18 protein-coding genes and 1 pseudogene are annotated in these 14,493 nt (G+C 65.7%); 13 read left to right on the plus strand and 6 right to left on the minus strand.

Features of this window, described 5'->3' with window-relative positions; genetic code table 11:
• Positions 1-33 precede the first annotated feature (33 nt).
• Positions 34-597, minus strand: a complete 564-nt coding sequence (locus JDO7802_RS04655; protein WP_055083157.1) for an acyl-CoA thioesterase — start codon at positions 595-597, stop codon at positions 34-36.
• Positions 598-705: 108 nt separating this feature from the next.
• Here JDO7802_RS04655 and JDO7802_RS04660 point away from each other — a divergent pair, with 108 nt between their 5' ends.
• Positions 706-996, plus strand: a complete 291-nt coding sequence (locus JDO7802_RS04660) for a YggT family protein (RefSeq protein ID WP_055083159.1) — start codon at positions 706-708, stop codon at positions 994-996.
• Here JDO7802_RS04660 and JDO7802_RS18675 read toward each other — a convergent pair.
• Positions 987-1,121 (minus strand): hypothetical protein, encoded by a 135-nt coding sequence (locus tag JDO7802_RS18675; RefSeq protein ID WP_275934848.1) that lies wholly within the window; start codon positions 1,119-1,121, stop codon positions 987-989. The two genes, JDO7802_RS04660 and JDO7802_RS18675, sit on opposite strands and share 10 nt — an antisense overlap.
• An 86-nt stretch (positions 1,122-1,207) precedes the next feature.
• Here JDO7802_RS18675 and JDO7802_RS04665 point away from each other — a divergent pair, with 86 nt between their 5' ends.
• The 4 genes from JDO7802_RS04665 (at position 1,208) to JDO7802_RS04680 (ending at position 4,405) form a co-directional block, all read left to right on the plus strand.
• Complete coding sequence (locus JDO7802_RS04665) at positions 1,208-2,107, plus strand: aminotransferase class IV (RefSeq protein ID WP_055083161.1); 900 nt, start codon at positions 1,208-1,210, stop codon at positions 2,105-2,107.
• Between the two features lie 48 nt (positions 2,108-2,155).
• Entirely contained in the window at positions 2,156-2,914 is a 759-nt protein-coding gene (locus tag JDO7802_RS04670) for a methyltransferase family protein (RefSeq protein WP_245624112.1), read from the plus strand.
• Complete coding sequence (ubiG, locus tag JDO7802_RS04675) at positions 2,892-3,602, plus strand: bifunctional 2-polyprenyl-6-hydroxyphenol methylase/3-demethylubiquinol 3-O-methyltransferase UbiG (protein WP_055083164.1); 711 nt, start codon at positions 2,892-2,894, stop codon at positions 3,600-3,602. The genes JDO7802_RS04670 and ubiG overlap by 23 nt, the downstream gene beginning before the upstream one ends.
• Positions 3,603-3,715: 113 nt before the next feature.
• Positions 3,716-4,405 (plus strand): sulfotransferase-like domain-containing protein, encoded by a 690-nt coding sequence (locus JDO7802_RS04680; RefSeq protein ID WP_055083166.1) that lies wholly within the window; start codon positions 3,716-3,718, stop codon positions 4,403-4,405.
• On the opposite strand, the gene JDO7802_RS04685 is transcribed toward JDO7802_RS04680, so the two are convergent.
• Positions 4,396-6,051: an ABC transporter ATP-binding protein gene (locus JDO7802_RS04685; RefSeq protein ID WP_245624113.1), complete on the minus strand. Its 1,656-nt coding sequence runs from the start codon at positions 6,049-6,051 to the stop codon at positions 4,396-4,398. The genes JDO7802_RS04680 and JDO7802_RS04685 overlap by 10 nt on opposite strands.
• 193 nt (positions 6,052-6,244) lie before the next feature.
• Here JDO7802_RS04685 and JDO7802_RS04690 point away from each other — a divergent pair, with 193 nt between their 5' ends.
• The 6 genes from JDO7802_RS04690 (at position 6,245) to JDO7802_RS04715 (ending at position 11,552) form a co-directional block, all read left to right on the plus strand.
• On the plus strand, positions 6,245-6,637 hold the full coding sequence (locus tag JDO7802_RS04690; RefSeq protein ID WP_055083168.1) for a hypothetical protein: 393 nt from the start codon (positions 6,245-6,247) through the stop codon (positions 6,635-6,637).
• Positions 6,634-7,794, plus strand: coding sequence for an MFS transporter (locus JDO7802_RS04695; RefSeq protein ID WP_055083169.1), 1,161 nt, complete (start codon positions 6,634-6,636; stop codon positions 7,792-7,794). The genes JDO7802_RS04690 and JDO7802_RS04695 overlap by 4 nt, the downstream gene beginning before the upstream one ends.
• A 45-nt stretch (positions 7,795-7,839) precedes the next feature.
• Entirely contained in the window at positions 7,840-8,484 is a 645-nt protein-coding gene (locus JDO7802_RS04700) for a Rho termination factor N-terminal domain-containing protein (RefSeq protein WP_055083171.1), read from the plus strand.
• The gene (locus tag JDO7802_RS04705; protein ID WP_055083174.1) at positions 8,474-8,728 is read left to right on the plus strand and encodes a hypothetical protein; all 255 of its coding nucleotides are present in this window, start codon (positions 8,474-8,476) and stop codon (positions 8,726-8,728) included. The genes JDO7802_RS04700 and JDO7802_RS04705 overlap by 11 nt, the downstream gene beginning before the upstream one ends.
• A gap of 107 nt (positions 8,729-8,835) precedes the next feature.
• Positions 8,836-9,858 (plus strand): aspartate-semialdehyde dehydrogenase, encoded by a 1,023-nt coding sequence (locus JDO7802_RS04710; protein ID WP_055083176.1) that lies wholly within the window; start codon positions 8,836-8,838, stop codon positions 9,856-9,858.
• Positions 9,859-9,932: 74 nt separating this feature from the next.
• Positions 9,933-11,552: a mucoidy inhibitor MuiA family protein gene (locus JDO7802_RS04715; RefSeq protein WP_055083178.1), complete on the plus strand. Its 1,620-nt coding sequence runs from the start codon at positions 9,933-9,935 to the stop codon at positions 11,550-11,552.
• A 9-nt stretch (positions 11,553-11,561) separates the two neighbouring features.
• On the opposite strand, the gene JDO7802_RS04720 is transcribed toward JDO7802_RS04715, so the two are convergent.
• The 3 genes from JDO7802_RS04720 to JDO7802_RS04730 all read right to left on the minus strand — a co-directional run bounded on the left by JDO7802_RS04720 (position 11,562) and on the right by JDO7802_RS04730 (position 13,564).
• A complete protein-coding gene (locus JDO7802_RS04720) occupies positions 11,562-11,873 on the minus strand; it encodes a P-II family nitrogen regulator (RefSeq protein ID WP_055083180.1) in 312 nt (103 codons plus the stop codon).
• A 1-nt stretch (position 11,874) separates the two neighbouring features.
• On the minus strand, positions 11,875-12,849 hold the full coding sequence (locus JDO7802_RS04725; protein ID WP_055083182.1) for a sodium-dependent bicarbonate transport family permease: 975 nt from the start codon (positions 12,847-12,849) through the stop codon (positions 11,875-11,877).
• A gap of 64 nt (positions 12,850-12,913) precedes the next feature.
• The gene (locus JDO7802_RS04730) at positions 12,914-13,564 is read right to left on the minus strand and encodes a carbonic anhydrase (protein WP_055083184.1); all 651 of its coding nucleotides are present in this window, start codon (positions 13,562-13,564) and stop codon (positions 12,914-12,916) included.
• Positions 13,565-13,724: 160 nt separating this feature from the next.
• Between JDO7802_RS04730 and JDO7802_RS04735 the strand changes: the two genes are divergently transcribed.
• A complete protein-coding gene (locus tag JDO7802_RS04735; RefSeq protein WP_055083186.1) occupies positions 13,725-14,108 on the plus strand; it encodes a hypothetical protein in 384 nt (127 codons plus the stop codon).
• A 109-nt stretch (positions 14,109-14,217) separates the two neighbouring features.
• Positions 14,218-14,493 (plus strand): annotated as a pseudogene (locus JDO7802_RS18470) (leucyl aminopeptidase family protein); the annotation flags it as partial.

Genomic DNA, 14,493 nt, shown 5'->3' on the forward strand with positions numbered 1-14,493 from the left:
GAAATCCGCGCAACACAGGCGTGGCCCCCTGCGTCAGATCGCGGGCGGCACGTGTCCTTCGGGCACGTCGCCGACGGGCGGCCAGGGGCGCGTCCCCTCCGCCTCGACCCAGGCGGCGACCCAGTCGGGCAGCGCGGGCGACGGGCCGTCGAATCCGATCTCGGACGCGACGATCCGCGGCTCCACCGTGCCCGCCTTCGACGTGACGGCGGTGCGCAGGAGGGCCTGGCTGGTGCAGGTGTCGCCCACCCACATCGACTGGTCGATATAGACGAAACGCGCGTCCCATCCCACGCAGCGCGTGCGCATCTCGATCTTCTGGAACCCGGTTACGCGGCGGCGATACCGCACGCTGGCCCCCGCGACCGCCAGGCCCCAGCGCTTGCGCTTCAATGCCCCCGACAGGCCCATCCGCTGCCCTGCGGTGAACCGCCCGATATCATAAAGTGTCAGCGTCCGCCCGTTGTTGAGCTCCAGGAACCCGTCCAGATCCCAGGGCAGGCACAGATGGTGGGACACATGCAAATCGGTCAGCCCCATCGTGGGCTGCTTGCGGGTCAGCCAAAGCTGCCAGGCGAGGCGGATGAAAGGATACATCGCCCGGACATTTACCTTGTGGCGAATTGCGTCAACCCCGACGGCACGTCAGGTTGCGAAAGGCGCATCCGATCCCTAGATCATCCGCACACAGTCGAAGGACGGCCCATGATCACGCTCATCAACATCGCCCTGCTCCTGCTGAACGTGGCCTGGTGGTTCGCGGTCGCACATATCGTGATGTCGTGGCTTATCAACTTCGGCGTGCTCAACATGGGGCAGCCCATCGTCGCACAGCTTTGGGACGGCCTGAACCGCATACTGGAGCCGGCCTATTCGCGCATCCGGTCCATCCTGCCCAACATGGGCGCGCTGGATCTGGCCCCGCTGGTTTTCATCCTTGCCATCATCATCGCCCAGATGGTCCTGGGCGACCTGCGCGCCGGTCTTTACACCTGAAGAATGGCACCGACCTTGCACAGCAGGCAATCGGCCAGATCGATTTGGTCGGCATGCTGCAGCGTGATCCCCGTCAGGATGGCACCGACCAGCAGGATCATGCGGATTTCGTGTCTGTAGGTCATCGGACCGTCCCTTCTTGTGGTCCGGGCAGTCTGCCCCCGACGCCCGCACTTGCAAATCACACCCGCGTGACGGCACCGTCCCGTCCATGGACAAGATCAGCACCCACGACGCCGAAGACGACGCCCGCAACGCCGACATCCGCATCTGGGTCGACGGCAAACTGACCCACCGCGACGACGCGAAGGTCAGCGTCTACGATTCCGGCTTCATGCTGGGCGACGGCGTCTGGGAAGGGCTGCGTCTGTACAACGGGCGCTGGACCTTCATCGACGAACACATCGCCCGCCTGTTCGAAGCGGCCAAGGCCATCGACCTCGATATCCGGCTCACCCCCGACGAGGTGATGCAGGCGATCGAGGACACGCGCGCCGCCAACGGCTTCACCACCGATGCCCATGCGCGCCTGATGGTCACCCGCGGGGTCAAGCGCCTGCCGTTTCAGCACCCGCGCCTGTCCACCAAGGGGCCGACCATGGTCATCATCATGGAACATTCGCGTCCCAAGATCCCGCGCCCCGTGACGCTGGCCACCGTGCCCCACGTGCGCGGGTTGCCGATGACGCAGGACCCCAAGCTCAATTCGCATTCCAAGCTCAACTGCATCCTGGCCTGCATCGCCGCCGAAAAGGCCGGCGCGGACGAGGCGCTGATGCTCGACATCCATGGCTTCGTGAACACCACCAACGCCTGCAATTTCTTCATCGTGCGCCGCGGCGCGGTTTGGACCTCCACCGGCGACTACTGCATGAATGGTATCACCCGCCAGAAGGTCATCGACCTGTGCCGCGCGAACGACATCCCGGTCCAGGAGCGGAACTTCTCCCTCGTCGATACCTACGGCGCGGAGGAGGCCTTCCTGACCGGCACCTTCGGCGCGCAGACCCCGGTGGGCACCATCGACGGGCGGCAGATCGGCACCGGAGAGCTTGGCCCCGTCACCACGCGGATCCGTGCGCTCTACAAGGCGCTGGTTACGCCGGGCTGAGACACCGCGCCACATCGCCGCCCGCGTTTGCGCGCTATGCTTGGCTTCATGACTGATCGACGCCGCATCCTTCTTGCCCTCGTGTGGGGCGCGCTCTGTCACGGGGCTTTCGCCGTCGGCGCGGGATTGATGGTCTGTCATCTGTTTTTCGGCCTCACCCGCAGTTGGGGGGCCGTGCCCTACCCCTTCGCCATCGCCGCCAATCTCGCCCTGCTGGCGCAGTTTCCGCTTCTCCATTCCCTGCTGCTCACCGGCAAGGGTCGCAAGATCCTGGCCCTGATCGGCCCGGACGCGCGTCTCGCCACGACGAACTACGCTCTCATCGCGTCGGTGCAACTCGCCCTTCTCTTCGCCTTCTGGTCGCCCAGCGGCGTCATCCTCTGGCAGGCGACGGGCGCGATGTTCTGGGTGATGTGCGCCGCATATGCCGCATCCTGGGGCTATCTGATGCTGGCCATCTGGCAGGGCGGGCCGCAGTTGCAATCGGGGATGCTGGGCTGGTTCGCCATGTTGCGCGGTCGCAAGCCGGAGTTTCCGGACATGCCGACCGGCGGCCTCTACCGCGTCACGCGGCAGCCGATTTACCTCGGCTTCGCCCTCACGCTTTGGACGATGCCCACCTGGACGCCCGATCAGCTCGCTCTCGCGACCCTCTGGACGGCCTATTGCGTCCTCGCCCCGATCCATAAGGAACGCCGCTTCACCGCCATCTACGGCGACCGGTTCCGTGCCTATCGCACCCGCGTTCCCTATTGGCTCCCCCTGCCCAGAAAGGCCCCCGACGATGCCCGACCGCCAGCGCAATAACCTCGCCATCTACGACGAAGCCGCCGATAAATGGTGGTCCGACGACATTCGCTGGGTCCGCATCCTCAAGAACATGGTGCCGGGGCGGCTGTCCTATTTCGACACCTTCGTCGACTGGTCGGGCAAGCAGGTCCTGGACATCGGATGCGCCGGCGGCTTCCTCGCCGAAGCGCTGGACGATCGCGGCGCGCAGGTCACGGGCATAGATCCAGCGAAGGGGGCGATCGCCGCCGCCCGGGCCCACGCCGAACAGGGCGGGCGCGACATTCGCTATGACACCGGCGTGGGCGAACATCTGCCTTACGACGACGCGGCCTTCGACGCGGTCGCCTGCGTCGACGTCCTCGAACATGTCTCCGACCTGGATCAGGTGCTGGCCGAGGTGGCGCGCGTGCTCAAACCCGGCGGGATCTTCTGTTTCGACACGATCAACCGCAATCCGATTTCCCGCATCGCCGCGATCACCGTGGCCGAGGATGTGCTGCGCCTGTTGCCGCCGGGCACCCACGACCCCGAGATGTTCATCACGCCGGACGAATTGCGCGCCGCGATGAAGACGGCAGGATTGATCCCCGGCCAGATGACGGGGTTGGGACCGCGCGGCATCAACCGGCGCGGCGATCCGACCTTCGGGCGGCTGCCTCTCAAGACCGTCATCTACATGGGAACGGCGAAAAAGCCCGACTGACGACAGATCTTGCCTTGGCGCACCAATTTGCGTCAGAACGCGGGGATGGTGCGATCCGATACGGGTGACGTAGATCACCCATGGATCACCCGTAGATCACCCACGGAGTTCACATGCGGATAATCGGCTGGTCCGGCCCCCGGAACCTTTCCACCGCGATGATGTATTCCTTCGCCAATCGCCCCGATTTCGAGGTCATGGACGAGCCGTTTTACGCCGCCTATCTGGCCCGCACCGGCCTGGATCATCCCATGCGCGACGCGATTCTGGGTTCGCAGTCCACCGATCCCGTCCGCATCGCCCTGCTTTGCGCCAGCGCCCCGAAAACCCATTCGTATCAGAAGCATATGGCGCATCATATGGTGGACGGCATCCCCCTCGACTGGGCGGAAGGTGCGGTGCACCTGCACCTTATCCGCCACCCCGCCCGCGTCATCGCCAGCTACGGAGCCAAGCGCGATGAGATCACCGAGGCCGACATCGCCTTCGCCGCCCAGGCCACGCTCTACGATCGCCTGGGCGGCCTTATCGTCGACACCGCCGACCTGCGCGATAACCCCACGGGAATACTGGGAAAAATCTGCGCGGAAATGGGAATTCCCTTTGATGAAGCCATGCTCCGATGGCCCTCCGGCGGGCACGCCTCCGATGGGATCTGGGCCGCGCATTGGTACAACGCGGTCCACCGATCGACCGGGTTTGCAGGCCCCGAAGGCCCCCTGCCGCAGGTGTCCCGCGATGACCTGCTGGCGGCTGCGATGCCGTTCTATAAGGCGATGAAATCCCGCGCGATTCAGGCCTGATCGGCCCCGAACTGCATGGCGTGAAGCTGCGTATAAAGCCCGTCTTTCGCCAGCAACTGCCCATGCGTCCCCCGCTCCGCGACGCGTCCCTTGTCGAGAACCAGGATCTGATCCGCCTCCCGGATGGTCGAAAGGCGATGCGCGATCACCAGCGTCGTCCGCTTGTCCGACAGCCGGGTCAGCGCCTGCTGCACCAACCGCTCCGACTTGGTGTCGAGCGCGCTCGTCGCCTCGTCCAAAAGCAGGATCGGCGTATCGCGCAGCAACGCCCGCGCAATCGCCACCCGCTGCCGCTGCCCGCCCGACAGGTTCGACCCGCGCGGCCCGGCCTGGCTTTCCAGCCCGGCGGGCAGATCGGCCAGGAAATCAGACACATGCGCCGCGTCCAACGCCGCCCCAAGGGCCGCGTCCGAAATATCGGTGCGACCCAGCAAAAGGTTTTCGCGCAGGGTTTCGTCAAACAGGAGCGTGTCCTGCGACACCACGGAAAACAGTCCGCGCAGGTCGGCCAGCCGGTAATCCTCCAACGCCTGCCCGCCGATGGTCACCGACCCGGACGTCGGATCGACCATGCGCGTCAGCACGTTGAACACGGTCGATTTTCCGGCCCCCGAAAGACCCACCAGCGCGGTCGTCGTCCCCTCCGGCACGGTGAAATCGACACCGCGCAAAACGGGATTATCGCCGTAGGACAAATGCACGTCCGCGAAAACCACCTCGGTCGTGGCCGGTTGCGCGGCCGCCGGCGTGACCGGGTCCACGATGGTCGGCACCGTGTCGCGCAACGTATAGATCCGCTCCAACGAGGCGTTCATCGTCTGCCAGGTGCCCGACATGCCCGCCAGACGGCGCAGGGGCTGAAACGCAAGCGACATGGCGGTGAAGAACGCCATGAACTCGCCCACGGTCTTCTCGCCGGCAATGATCTGCGGGCCGCCGTACAGAAGGACCGCGAAGAACCCGAAACCGACGGCGAAATCCACCAGCGCCGGAACGGTCGCCTGCCCTGCCTGCGTGCGGATCGTGGCGCGGACCATATCGTCGGTGGCGGTGCGGAAGCGCGCCTGCTGATAGGTTTCCATCGCGTTGAGCTTGATCGGCGTGATCCCGTGAAAAATCTCGTCCAGCCGTGTCGTCCGCCGCCCTGCGATATCGCGCAGGCGGAACGCCTTCTTGCGGATATAGCGTTGCACGATCAGGCTGGGGGCCACCAGAAGCGGCGCGCCGATGACGGCGACGGCGGTCCAGATCGGATCGACCGCCAAGGCCACGATCATCAGCGACAGAAGGCCCACGGCATCGCGCCCGACCCCGGTGATCAGCTGCACCCACATGTTCTGGATCGCCTGCACGTCGCCCTGCACCCGTTCGATCAGCTGACCGGGGGAATTCGCGCTGAAATAGGTCTGATCCAGCCGCAGGACATGGGCCAGAAGGTCCTGTTGCAGGCGGCTGGATGCATTGAACGCGACGCGGGCCATAACGATCCGCTGGGCCACGCCCGCCACGCCGCGCACCATGAACAGCGACAGGATGGCGATGCCGACCCAGGCGACGGCGTCGGGGCGGCGTTCGACGAAGACAAGGTCGAACATCGGCTCCAGCATCCAGGCCAGAAGACCGACGGTCCCGCCCTCCAGGCTCATCAGCAGCGCGCCCAGAACGATCCACCACAGATGCCGACGCAGGTAGCCGCGCCAGAGACGGGCGAAGGGATGCGGATTGGACAGGACGCGCCTCGCGGGGTTTTGCGCGGGCTTACCGCAGCCGGGGGCTAGGCGGCAAGCACGCGGGCTGCCATTGGGATCCGGCGGTCGCCCGGTGCGGCAAGGAGGACGCATGGAATTCGGCTACACCGGCGACAGTTTCCAAACCCTGACCCAAAGCGAACAACTGGGCCTTGCGGGGCTTTCGATGTTCCTCGGCGGCTGGATATTGGCACTGGGCAACCGGCTGACGGGCCTGGGCTGGGCGATCGGCGTCTTCTGGGCGTTCATCTGGCTCTCGCCGCAGGTCTATTACCTCTACTACCAGATGATCTTCGACGGGCTGCCGTGGCAGATGGTCGTCAAGGACCCACCCGGTCCGGTGCGCATCGTGCACCTTCTGACGTTTCAGGCCGAAGGCACCCTGTCGGCGCATGGCAAGGGCGTGTTGGGCTGGGGCCTGATCGGTCTGGCGCTGTGGCGCAGGCGGCAGGACCGGGCCCAGGCACAAAGGCCGACGACATGAAGGCGGGCATCGGTGTTCTGACGCTGGCCTATGTGCTCAGCCAGTTCTACCGCGCGTTCCTGGCCGTGCTGGCCCCCGATCTGACGGCGGACCTTGGCGTCGATCCGGCGACGCTGTCGCGGGCGTCCGGCATCTGGTTTCTGACCTTCGCGGCGATGCAATTGCCGATCGGCTGGGCGCTGGACCGGGTGGGGCCACGCCGGACGGCGGCCATCTTGCTGGGCGTGTGCGGCGGGGGTGGTGCCGCCTTGTTCGCGGCCGCGACCCAAGGCTGGCAAATCGACCTGGCCATGGGCCTGATCGGGGCCGGTTGCGCCCCCGTCCTGATGGCCAGCTATTTCATCTTCGCGCGGGTTTTCGACGCCCGCGTCTTCGCGACCCTGGCAGGTGTCCTGATCGGGGTCGGCAGCCTGGGCAACATCGCGGCCAGCGTCCCCTTGGGATGGGCGGCGGAGATGCTGGGCTGGCGCGGGGCGATGCAAGTGCTGGCCGCGCTGACGGGCGCGACGGCGGTGGGTTGCTGGTTTGTGGTGCGCGACCCGGAGCGGGTGGAGGGCGCGGCCCAAGGCTCTCTCCTCGATGTGCTGCGCATTCCGGCGATCTGGGCGATCCTGCCGATGCTTCTGGTCAATTATGCCCCCGCGGCGGGACTGCGCGGGCTGTGGGTCGGGCCTTATATTGCCGACGCCTATAATGCGGCCTTCGTGGGGACGGTGACGCTTGTGATGGCGGCGGCGATGATCGCGGGCAACTTCGTCTATGCGCCGGCCGATCGCATCTTCGGCACTCGCAAATGGGTGGTGATGGCGGGCAATCTGACCGGGGCCGCTATGCTGGCCGTGCTGTGGTGGACCCCTGTTCCGGGGCTTTGGACCAGCGCGTTGCTGCTGGCCGCGATCGGCGCGCTCGGCTCCAGCTATGCGCTGTGCGTTGCACATGGACGGGCGTTCTTTCCGGCGCATCTGACGGGACGCGGCGTGACGCTGCTCAATCTCTTCTCCATCGGCGGCGTGGGCATCGCGCAATTCGCGACTGGCCCGATCTTCAGCGCGGCGGGCGGCGGCATCGCGGGCTATCAGACGTTGTTCGGGGTCTTCGCACTGACGCTTCTGGCGGGCTGCGCGATCTATGCCTTCGCCCCCGACAACCTGGATTGAACCGAATCGGTCATTTCGCGGTTTGCTCCCTCGAAGGAGATATCGATGGCAGACGCAAAGAAGACCGACCCCGACCTCTGGGAAGAGGTGAAGGAGGAGATGATGCAATCCGACAAGGGCGGCGATCCGGGTCAATGGTCCGCCCGCAAGGCCCAGATGGCGGTGCAGGAATACAAGAAGCGCGGCGGCGGATACGCCGACGACGGTGCCGATCAGGAAGACACCGACCTGCACGAGTGGACCCAGGAGGATTGGGGCACCAAATCGGGCGGCGAAAGCGCCGACACCGGGGAGCGCTACCTGCCCAATAAGGTTCGCATGCTGCTGACGGAGGACGAATACGCCCGCTCCACCCAGAAGAAGAAGGATGGATCGCAGCAATTCGTCGATCAGCCCGACGATGTGAAGAAGAAGGTGGCGCACATCAAGGACAACGGCCCCACCAAGGACATGCTGATGGAGCGGGCGCAGGACCTCGACATTTCGGGGCGCAGCGACATGACCAAGGACGAGCTTCTGGACGCGATCGAGAACGCCACGGACGAGAACGGGCGCGGCAAGGGCCGCAAGGTCTCGCTGGAGCAGAAGACCAAGGACGAGTTGATGGACATGGCACAGGACCGCGACATCGAGGGTCGGTCCAAGATGGACAAGGACGCGTTGGTGGAGGCGCTGGCCGATGACGACTGATCTGGACGACCTCAACGTCGATGCCTTGAAGGATCTGGGTCGTGTCCAGCAGGTCGAGGGGCACAACGACATGACGCGCGACGAACTGCTGGATGCCCTCGACGGGCCCGTGGACGACGATCTTGCGAAATGGCTCGGCAAGTCGCGGCAAGAAATCTACGACGCCGCCGGCGATGCGGGCATTGAGGGCCGCAAGGACATGCAGAAGTCCGAATTGCTGCGGGCATTGGCGAAATCGGGCTGATTGATCGCAAATCGGAATGGCGCCCGTCACGCAACGGCGATGCGGCGCGCCTTTCCCTTTGCGGTCATGTGGTCTAGGGACCGCGCGTCAATCAAGGAACGTATCACATGGGTTACAAGGTCGTCGTCTGCGGCGCCACGGGCAACGTGGGTCGTGAAATGCTCAACATTCTGGCCGAGCGTCAGTTTCCCGTCGATGAGATGGCGGTCCTCGCCTCCCGTCGTTCGCTGGGGACGGATGTCAGCTTCGGCGACCGGACGTTGAAGACGAAAGACCTGGAGACGTTCGACTTTACCGGGTGGGATATCGCGTTTTTCGCCGTCGGGTCCGACGCCACCAAGAAGTTCGCGCCCATCGCCGCCAAGGCCGGTTGCACCGTGATCGATAATTCCTCGCTCTACCGCTACGACCCGGATGTGCCGCTGGTCGTGCCGGAAGTGAACCCCGAAGCGGTGGACGGTTACGCCAAGAAGAACATCATCGCGAACCCCAATTGTTCGACCGCGCAGATGGTCGTGGCGCTCAAGCCGTTGCACGACCGCGCTCGCATCAAGCGGGTCGTCGTGTCGACCTATCAATCGGTGTCCGGTGCCGGCAAAGAAGGCATGGACGAACTCTGGGATCAGACCAAGGCGGTCTATAATCCCACGTCCCATTCCGACCCGTCGAAATTCACCAAGCCCATCGCCTTTAACGTGATCCCGCATATCGATTCCTTCATGGAAGACGGGTCCACGCGGGAAGAATGGAAGATGGTCGCCGAAACCAAGAAGATCGTCGACAAGTCGATCAAGGTCACCGCGACCTGCGTGCGCGTCCCGGTCTTCGTGGGTCATTCGGAAGCGATCAACATCGAGTTCGAGGATCACTTGGACGAGGACGAGGCGCGCGACATCCTGCGTGCGGCCCCCGGCATTCTGGTCGTAGATAAGCGCGAGGACGGCGGCTATGTCACGCCCGTCGAATGTGTCGGCGACTTCGCCACCTTCATCAGCCGCATCCGGCAGGACAGCACCATCGACAACGGTCTGAACCTGTGGTGCGTCAGCGACAACCTGCGCAAGGGCGCGGCCCTGAACGCAGTGCAAATCGCCGAAACGCTGGTGGAGCGGGTGCTCAAGAAGCGGTGATATCCGATACGGGCTGACATTCCGGCCCCGTGGCGCGACACTGGCCCCCGAAGCAACTTCGGGGGCCTTCCCACATGCGCCATACTCTTTTCCTCACTACGTTTCTGACCCTGCCCGGCATCGCCACGGCGGCGGATTTTCCGCTGACCGCACCGGTGACCGAGGCGGAGATCTATCTGCAGGGGGCCATGCTCCTGCGCACCGGCGCGGTCGATCTGCCCGCCGGCGACCACCGCCTTCTGGTACCCCATTCGGACGGCGCGCGCCTGCCCGATATCGCCCTGACAGGGGCGACGCTGGGCGCGGTGGAAGTCCTGCCCGACGCCGTGGCCGATGGACGGGCTTATCTGACGGATCCGCAGCAGACCGCGCTGGACGCGTACGAGGCCGCACTGGAAGCCGAGCAATTGGCCCAGGACGCGCGTCTGAGGGCCGAAGCGGCAGTGACGGCGGCGCAGACCCAGCTGGCGTTTCTGCAATCCATCGACGCGGCGGGGCTGGACGCGCTGAACGCCGAGGCGATGCTGGCCACGCTCGACGTGATCGAAACCCGTGTGGCGTTGGCCGAGATCGCGCGCGCCGACGCCCGCGCCGCCCTGCGCGCGGCCGAACGGGCCGTCCGGGACGCGGGGTTCGACCGGGCGCAGGCCAAGCTCGATCTCGACGCCACGGGCGCGACCCTCGGGTCCGTATCGCTGCTGGCGATCGGTGTCAGCGTTGCACAGGCCGGGCCGGTCGGCGTGGCGATCGAAGCCTTCAGTCAGCAGGCCGGCTGGGCCACGAAATACGATGTGGCACTGGACGCGGACGAGGGCGTCACATTGGACCGCAAGGTGGAGGTCTGGCAACGCTCCGGCCTGCCGCTGACCGAGATTGCGGTCACGCTGTCCACCGCCGACCCATTCGCGCAGACCGAGCCGGCCTTCGTGCCCCCCGATCAGGCGCGACTGCGCGAGGAAGCCGTCGAAAGCGTCGCGACCTCCAGCCTGCAACGCGCCGCCCCCGCCCCCGCGCAATTCGAGGCGATGGCCGATGCCGGCCCCGAACCGATCGTCGCGCAGGCGAACTTCGACGGACCGGTCGTGACCTATGACTACCCGCGTCCCGTCACCCTTCCGATCAACGGCAGCTTGACGCTCGCCCTCGATACGCTGACGCTGGACGCGCGCGTGTTCAACCGCGCCGCCCCCCGCACCGACGAGACGGCGTTCCTGATGGCGGAGGTGACCAATTCCACTGGTGAGCCGCTGTTGCCAGGCATCGCCACGATTTACCGCGAGGGGGCACGTATCGGCGACACGCCGCTGCCGCTGATGCCCGCGGGCGACGAGGTGGAGCTGGCCTTTGGCCCGCAGCAGCATCTGCGGCTGGAATTCGCCGCACTCGACAATGCGACCGGCGACCGGGGTCTTTTCTTCACATCAGGCACGCGGACCCAAGACATGGTGTTCCGCATCCGCAACCTGTCGGACGAAGCCGAGGTGATCGAGACACGCTTTGCCCTGCCCTATTCCGAGGAGGAGGATCTGGAGGTGCGCGTCACCACCGACCCCGCCCCCGACACCCGCGACGTGGAAGACCGGCGCGGCGTGGCCGAGTGGGTCTTGGACGTGGCCCCCGGTTCGGAAACGGAGGTCGAGATCGGCGTCACGCTGGAATGGCCCGAAGGCGAAACATTGATCTGGCAGCCCTGACGGGCGGCGTCAGAACCGCTCTGCCCGCAGGACTTCGCAGTCGGTGACGGAGACGACGCCGATGTGCGGCTCGACCACGGCAAAGGCCGCTTCCAGAAGCGTGTCGAGCCTGTCGGGCCGCACGATGCACACGACCGACACCATGCCGCCCGCGCGCCCGACCTGACCGGCGCGGGTCCAATGGCCCGATCGGCCCGACCCGCCCTTGACCGGCAGCACCGTGAAGCCGGTCACATCGGCCTTCAGCAACGCGGTGGTCAGCCGGGTTTCCATGATTTCCTCGATCGTGATCTCGACGCGTTTGGCGGGATGGGTCTTCATGTCAGCCTCCGGTGATCAGGCGCGCGACCGACAGGTAGATCGCCAGCCCCAGGGTCAGGTTGAAGGGAAACGTCACGCCCAGCGACATCGTCAGATAGATCGAGGGGTTCGCCTCGGGCAGAGCCACGCGCATCGCGGCGGGGACGGCAATATAGCTGGCGGACGCCCCCAGCACCATGAAAAGCATCGTGCTACCGGTTCCAAGACCTAGTGCTACGCCCGCCACGCCGCCCGCCATCGCCCCGATCAGCGGCATCAAGATGCCGAACGCCAGAAGCCCTGGCCGCAGCACGTCGCGCGAATTGCGCAAACCCCGCCCCGCGACCAGCCCCATATCCAGCAGAAACAGGCAAAGGACCCCCTGGAATGGCGAGACGATGAAACTTGCGATGCGGGTCAGACCATCGGTGCCGGTGATCCAACCGATGACGAAACTGCCGATCAGAAGGACGATGGACCCGTTGAGCAGGATTTCGCGCCACAAATCGCCGTCCACCGACCGGCCGGCCCCCGACCGCGCCACCAGCCAAAGCGCCGAGAGGATCGCGGGTGCCTCCATCACGGCGGCCACGGCAACCATCCAGCCATCGTAGGCAAGGCCCGCGCTGTCCAGAACGGAGGTGCCGGCGACGAAGGTCACGATGGAGATCGAGCCGTAGTGCGCGGCCACGGCGGCGGCATCGAGGGCGGAGAGTTTCGTCATCGCCCGCAGCATCAGATAGGCCACGAACGGCAATGCCGCCGACAGGACCCCACCCGCAACGAGCGCCCCGACCAGCGTCGCGGAGAACCCGGCTTCGTTCACGGCGACGCCGCCCTTGAAGCCGATGGCGAACAGAAGATAGATCGACATCCCCTTGGCCACCGCTTCGGGCACCGACAGATCGGACCGGGCCAGCGCGGCGAACAGGCCCAGCGCAAAGGACAGGATGATCGGCGACGTTAGGTTGCCGATGGCAAGATCGATCAGATCCATCGTCTGGTCCTTCCGCGAAGATCGCAGGGTCCCGACCGACACGCGCGTCGTTCGATCGGGCCGGTCATATCTGCGAGAACCGGTCCGTGACGGCGTCATGGCCTTCCAGCGTGCCATCCACGATGTCGTTCCAAAGGGCATGGAGCACCAGATCGCCCGCGTCCACCGCCGCGCGCACGAAGGGGAATGTCATCAGATTGTCGATCGACGTGAGAACAGCCTGCTTTTCCAGCGCTTCACGTCGTTCGGCGTCGTCCTCTATGGTCTGGACCGCCTCCCAGCCGGGGCGCAGCATGTCCATCCAACGGCCCACGAAACTGTCCTGCGCCTCCAGGGCCGGGGCGTGCCCCATGCACATCTTGTCGCAAGCCTCGACGCCGCCGCACTGCGAATGTCCCAGCACCATGATCTGCGAGACGCGCAGCGACGTGACCGCGTATTCGATGGCCGCCGACGTGCCGTGGCGCAATCCGTCCGGCTCATAGGGGGGGACCAGGTTGGCGATGTTGCGATGGATGAAGAATTCGCCCTGTTCGGCCCCGAAGATCGACGTGACGTGGACCCGGCTATCGCAGCAGGAGATGACCATAACGCGCGGACGCTGTCCTTCGGCACCCAGCCGGCGGTACCACGCCGCGTTGTCCGCGAAGGTCGTCGCCTTCCAACCGTGGTATCGTTGAACCAGCGATCCGGGAAGCGGGCGGGTCGGGCGCATGGTGTCTCTCCTTCAAGCTGGCCGCTTCTAACCTTGGACTTCGAGCGAATTCGAGCGATTTCTGAACACGATCGCCGAATGGTCGCCCCGGTTTCGCCCCGGTTGCCCGGCAATTCGAACCTCAGACGCCGTGGGGGCATCAGATGAGGAAGACCAGGACATGACGCATACCGTTGCCACGCTGCACCCGATCGAAACGGTCGCCTTCGACCATGCGACCCTGGCCGCGTTCTGCACCGCGGAAGGGCCGCGGGCGGAGGAGACGATCACCAAGGCCCTGACCGATGTGGAAACGCTGATCGCGCAGATCGGCGCGCAGGGCGACCATGTCAGGGGCGTGATGCGCAGCTGCGCCGAGCTGCAACGCATTTCGGCGCTGATCGGGATGACGACGATCCGCGATGCTGCCGGCGCTGTCCTGACCTGTCTTGCGCAGGACGACGCCACCGCCCTGCGGGCCTGCATCGCGCGGCTTGTCCGGTTGGGAGAGCCCAAGCAGACCGGCGGCTGGGCGATGGAACGGACGCCCGACACCGTCGCCTGAAGGCCTTTCGCCGGACGTTCCCCGGTCGCTACGGGCGGGGCGGCCCTTGCGGCGGGGGGCGCGGACGTTATCGTGTGCCTCGCCGCAAATCCGCGGAGCCGAGGACAAGATGACACCCAAGTTTGCCGCGCCCGACACCCGCGCCACCCCGATCCGGATCGTCCCGACGCAGGGCTTCGACGATTGGCTGGCCGGCCAGGATGAGCCGGTGCGCGACTGGGTCGGGGCGAATGGCTTCACCGGTGCGGCGGGACAGGTTCTGCGGCTGCCCGCGCCCGACATGTCCGTGGCCCGCGTCCTTCTGGGCTGGGGCGGCACGACCCAGCGGGCGCGCGGCCGGTTTCTGGCGGCCCGCGCGGCGACGCAGCTGAAAACCGGAACCTAC

Source organism: Jannaschia donghaensis (assembly GCF_001403795.1).
In the GTDB taxonomy this organism is placed as follows: Bacteria; Pseudomonadota; Alphaproteobacteria; order Rhodobacterales; family Rhodobacteraceae; genus Jannaschia; species Jannaschia donghaensis.

Bases quoted from the DNA above. Each gene is read 5' to 3' on its own strand.
- JDO7802_RS04680 (WP_055083166.1), top strand. From the start codon at position 3,716: ATGCGGATAATCGGCTGGTCCGGCCCCCGGAACCTTTCCACCGCGATG.
- JDO7802_RS04670 (WP_245624112.1), top strand. From the start codon at position 2,156: ATGACTGATCGACGCCGCATCCTTCTTGCCCTCGTGTGGGGCGCGCTC.
- JDO7802_RS04700 (WP_055083171.1), top strand. From the start codon at position 7,840: ATGGCAGACGCAAAGAAGACCGACCCCGACCTCTGGGAAGAGGTGAAG.
- JDO7802_RS04730 (WP_055083184.1), bottom strand. From the start codon at position 13,564: ATGCGCCCGACCCGCCCGCTTCCCGGATCGCTGGTTCAACGATACCAC.
- JDO7802_RS18675 (WP_275934848.1), bottom strand. From the start codon at position 1,121: ATGACCTACAGACACGAAATCCGCATGATCCTGCTGGTCGGTGCCATC.
- JDO7802_RS04715 (WP_055083178.1), top strand. From the start codon at position 9,933: ATGCGCCATACTCTTTTCCTCACTACGTTTCTGACCCTGCCCGGCATC.
- ubiG (WP_055083164.1), top strand. From the start codon at position 2,892: ATGCCCGACCGCCAGCGCAATAACCTCGCCATCTACGACGAAGCCGCC.
- JDO7802_RS04665 (WP_055083161.1), top strand. From the start codon at position 1,208: ATGGACAAGATCAGCACCCACGACGCCGAAGACGACGCCCGCAACGCC.
- JDO7802_RS04710 (WP_055083176.1), top strand. From the start codon at position 8,836: ATGGGTTACAAGGTCGTCGTCTGCGGCGCCACGGGCAACGTGGGTCGT.
- JDO7802_RS04660 (WP_055083159.1), top strand. From the start codon at position 706: ATGATCACGCTCATCAACATCGCCCTGCTCCTGCTGAACGTGGCCTGG.
- JDO7802_RS04725 (WP_055083182.1), bottom strand. From the start codon at position 12,849: ATGGATCTGATCGATCTTGCCATCGGCAACCTAACGTCGCCGATCATC.
- JDO7802_RS04690 (WP_055083168.1), top strand. From the start codon at position 6,245: ATGGAATTCGGCTACACCGGCGACAGTTTCCAAACCCTGACCCAAAGC.
- JDO7802_RS04685 (WP_245624113.1), bottom strand. From the start codon at position 6,051: ATGAGCCTGGAGGGCGGGACCGTCGGTCTTCTGGCCTGGATGCTGGAG.
- JDO7802_RS04695 (WP_055083169.1), top strand. From the start codon at position 6,634: ATGAAGGCGGGCATCGGTGTTCTGACGCTGGCCTATGTGCTCAGCCAG.
- JDO7802_RS04705 (WP_055083174.1), top strand. From the start codon at position 8,474: ATGACGACTGATCTGGACGACCTCAACGTCGATGCCTTGAAGGATCTG.
- JDO7802_RS04735 (WP_055083186.1), top strand. From the start codon at position 13,725: ATGACGCATACCGTTGCCACGCTGCACCCGATCGAAACGGTCGCCTTC.
- JDO7802_RS04655 (WP_055083157.1), bottom strand. From the start codon at position 597: ATGTATCCTTTCATCCGCCTCGCCTGGCAGCTTTGGCTGACCCGCAAG.
- JDO7802_RS04720 (WP_055083180.1), bottom strand. From the start codon at position 11,873: ATGAAGACCCATCCCGCCAAACGCGTCGAGATCACGATCGAGGAAATC.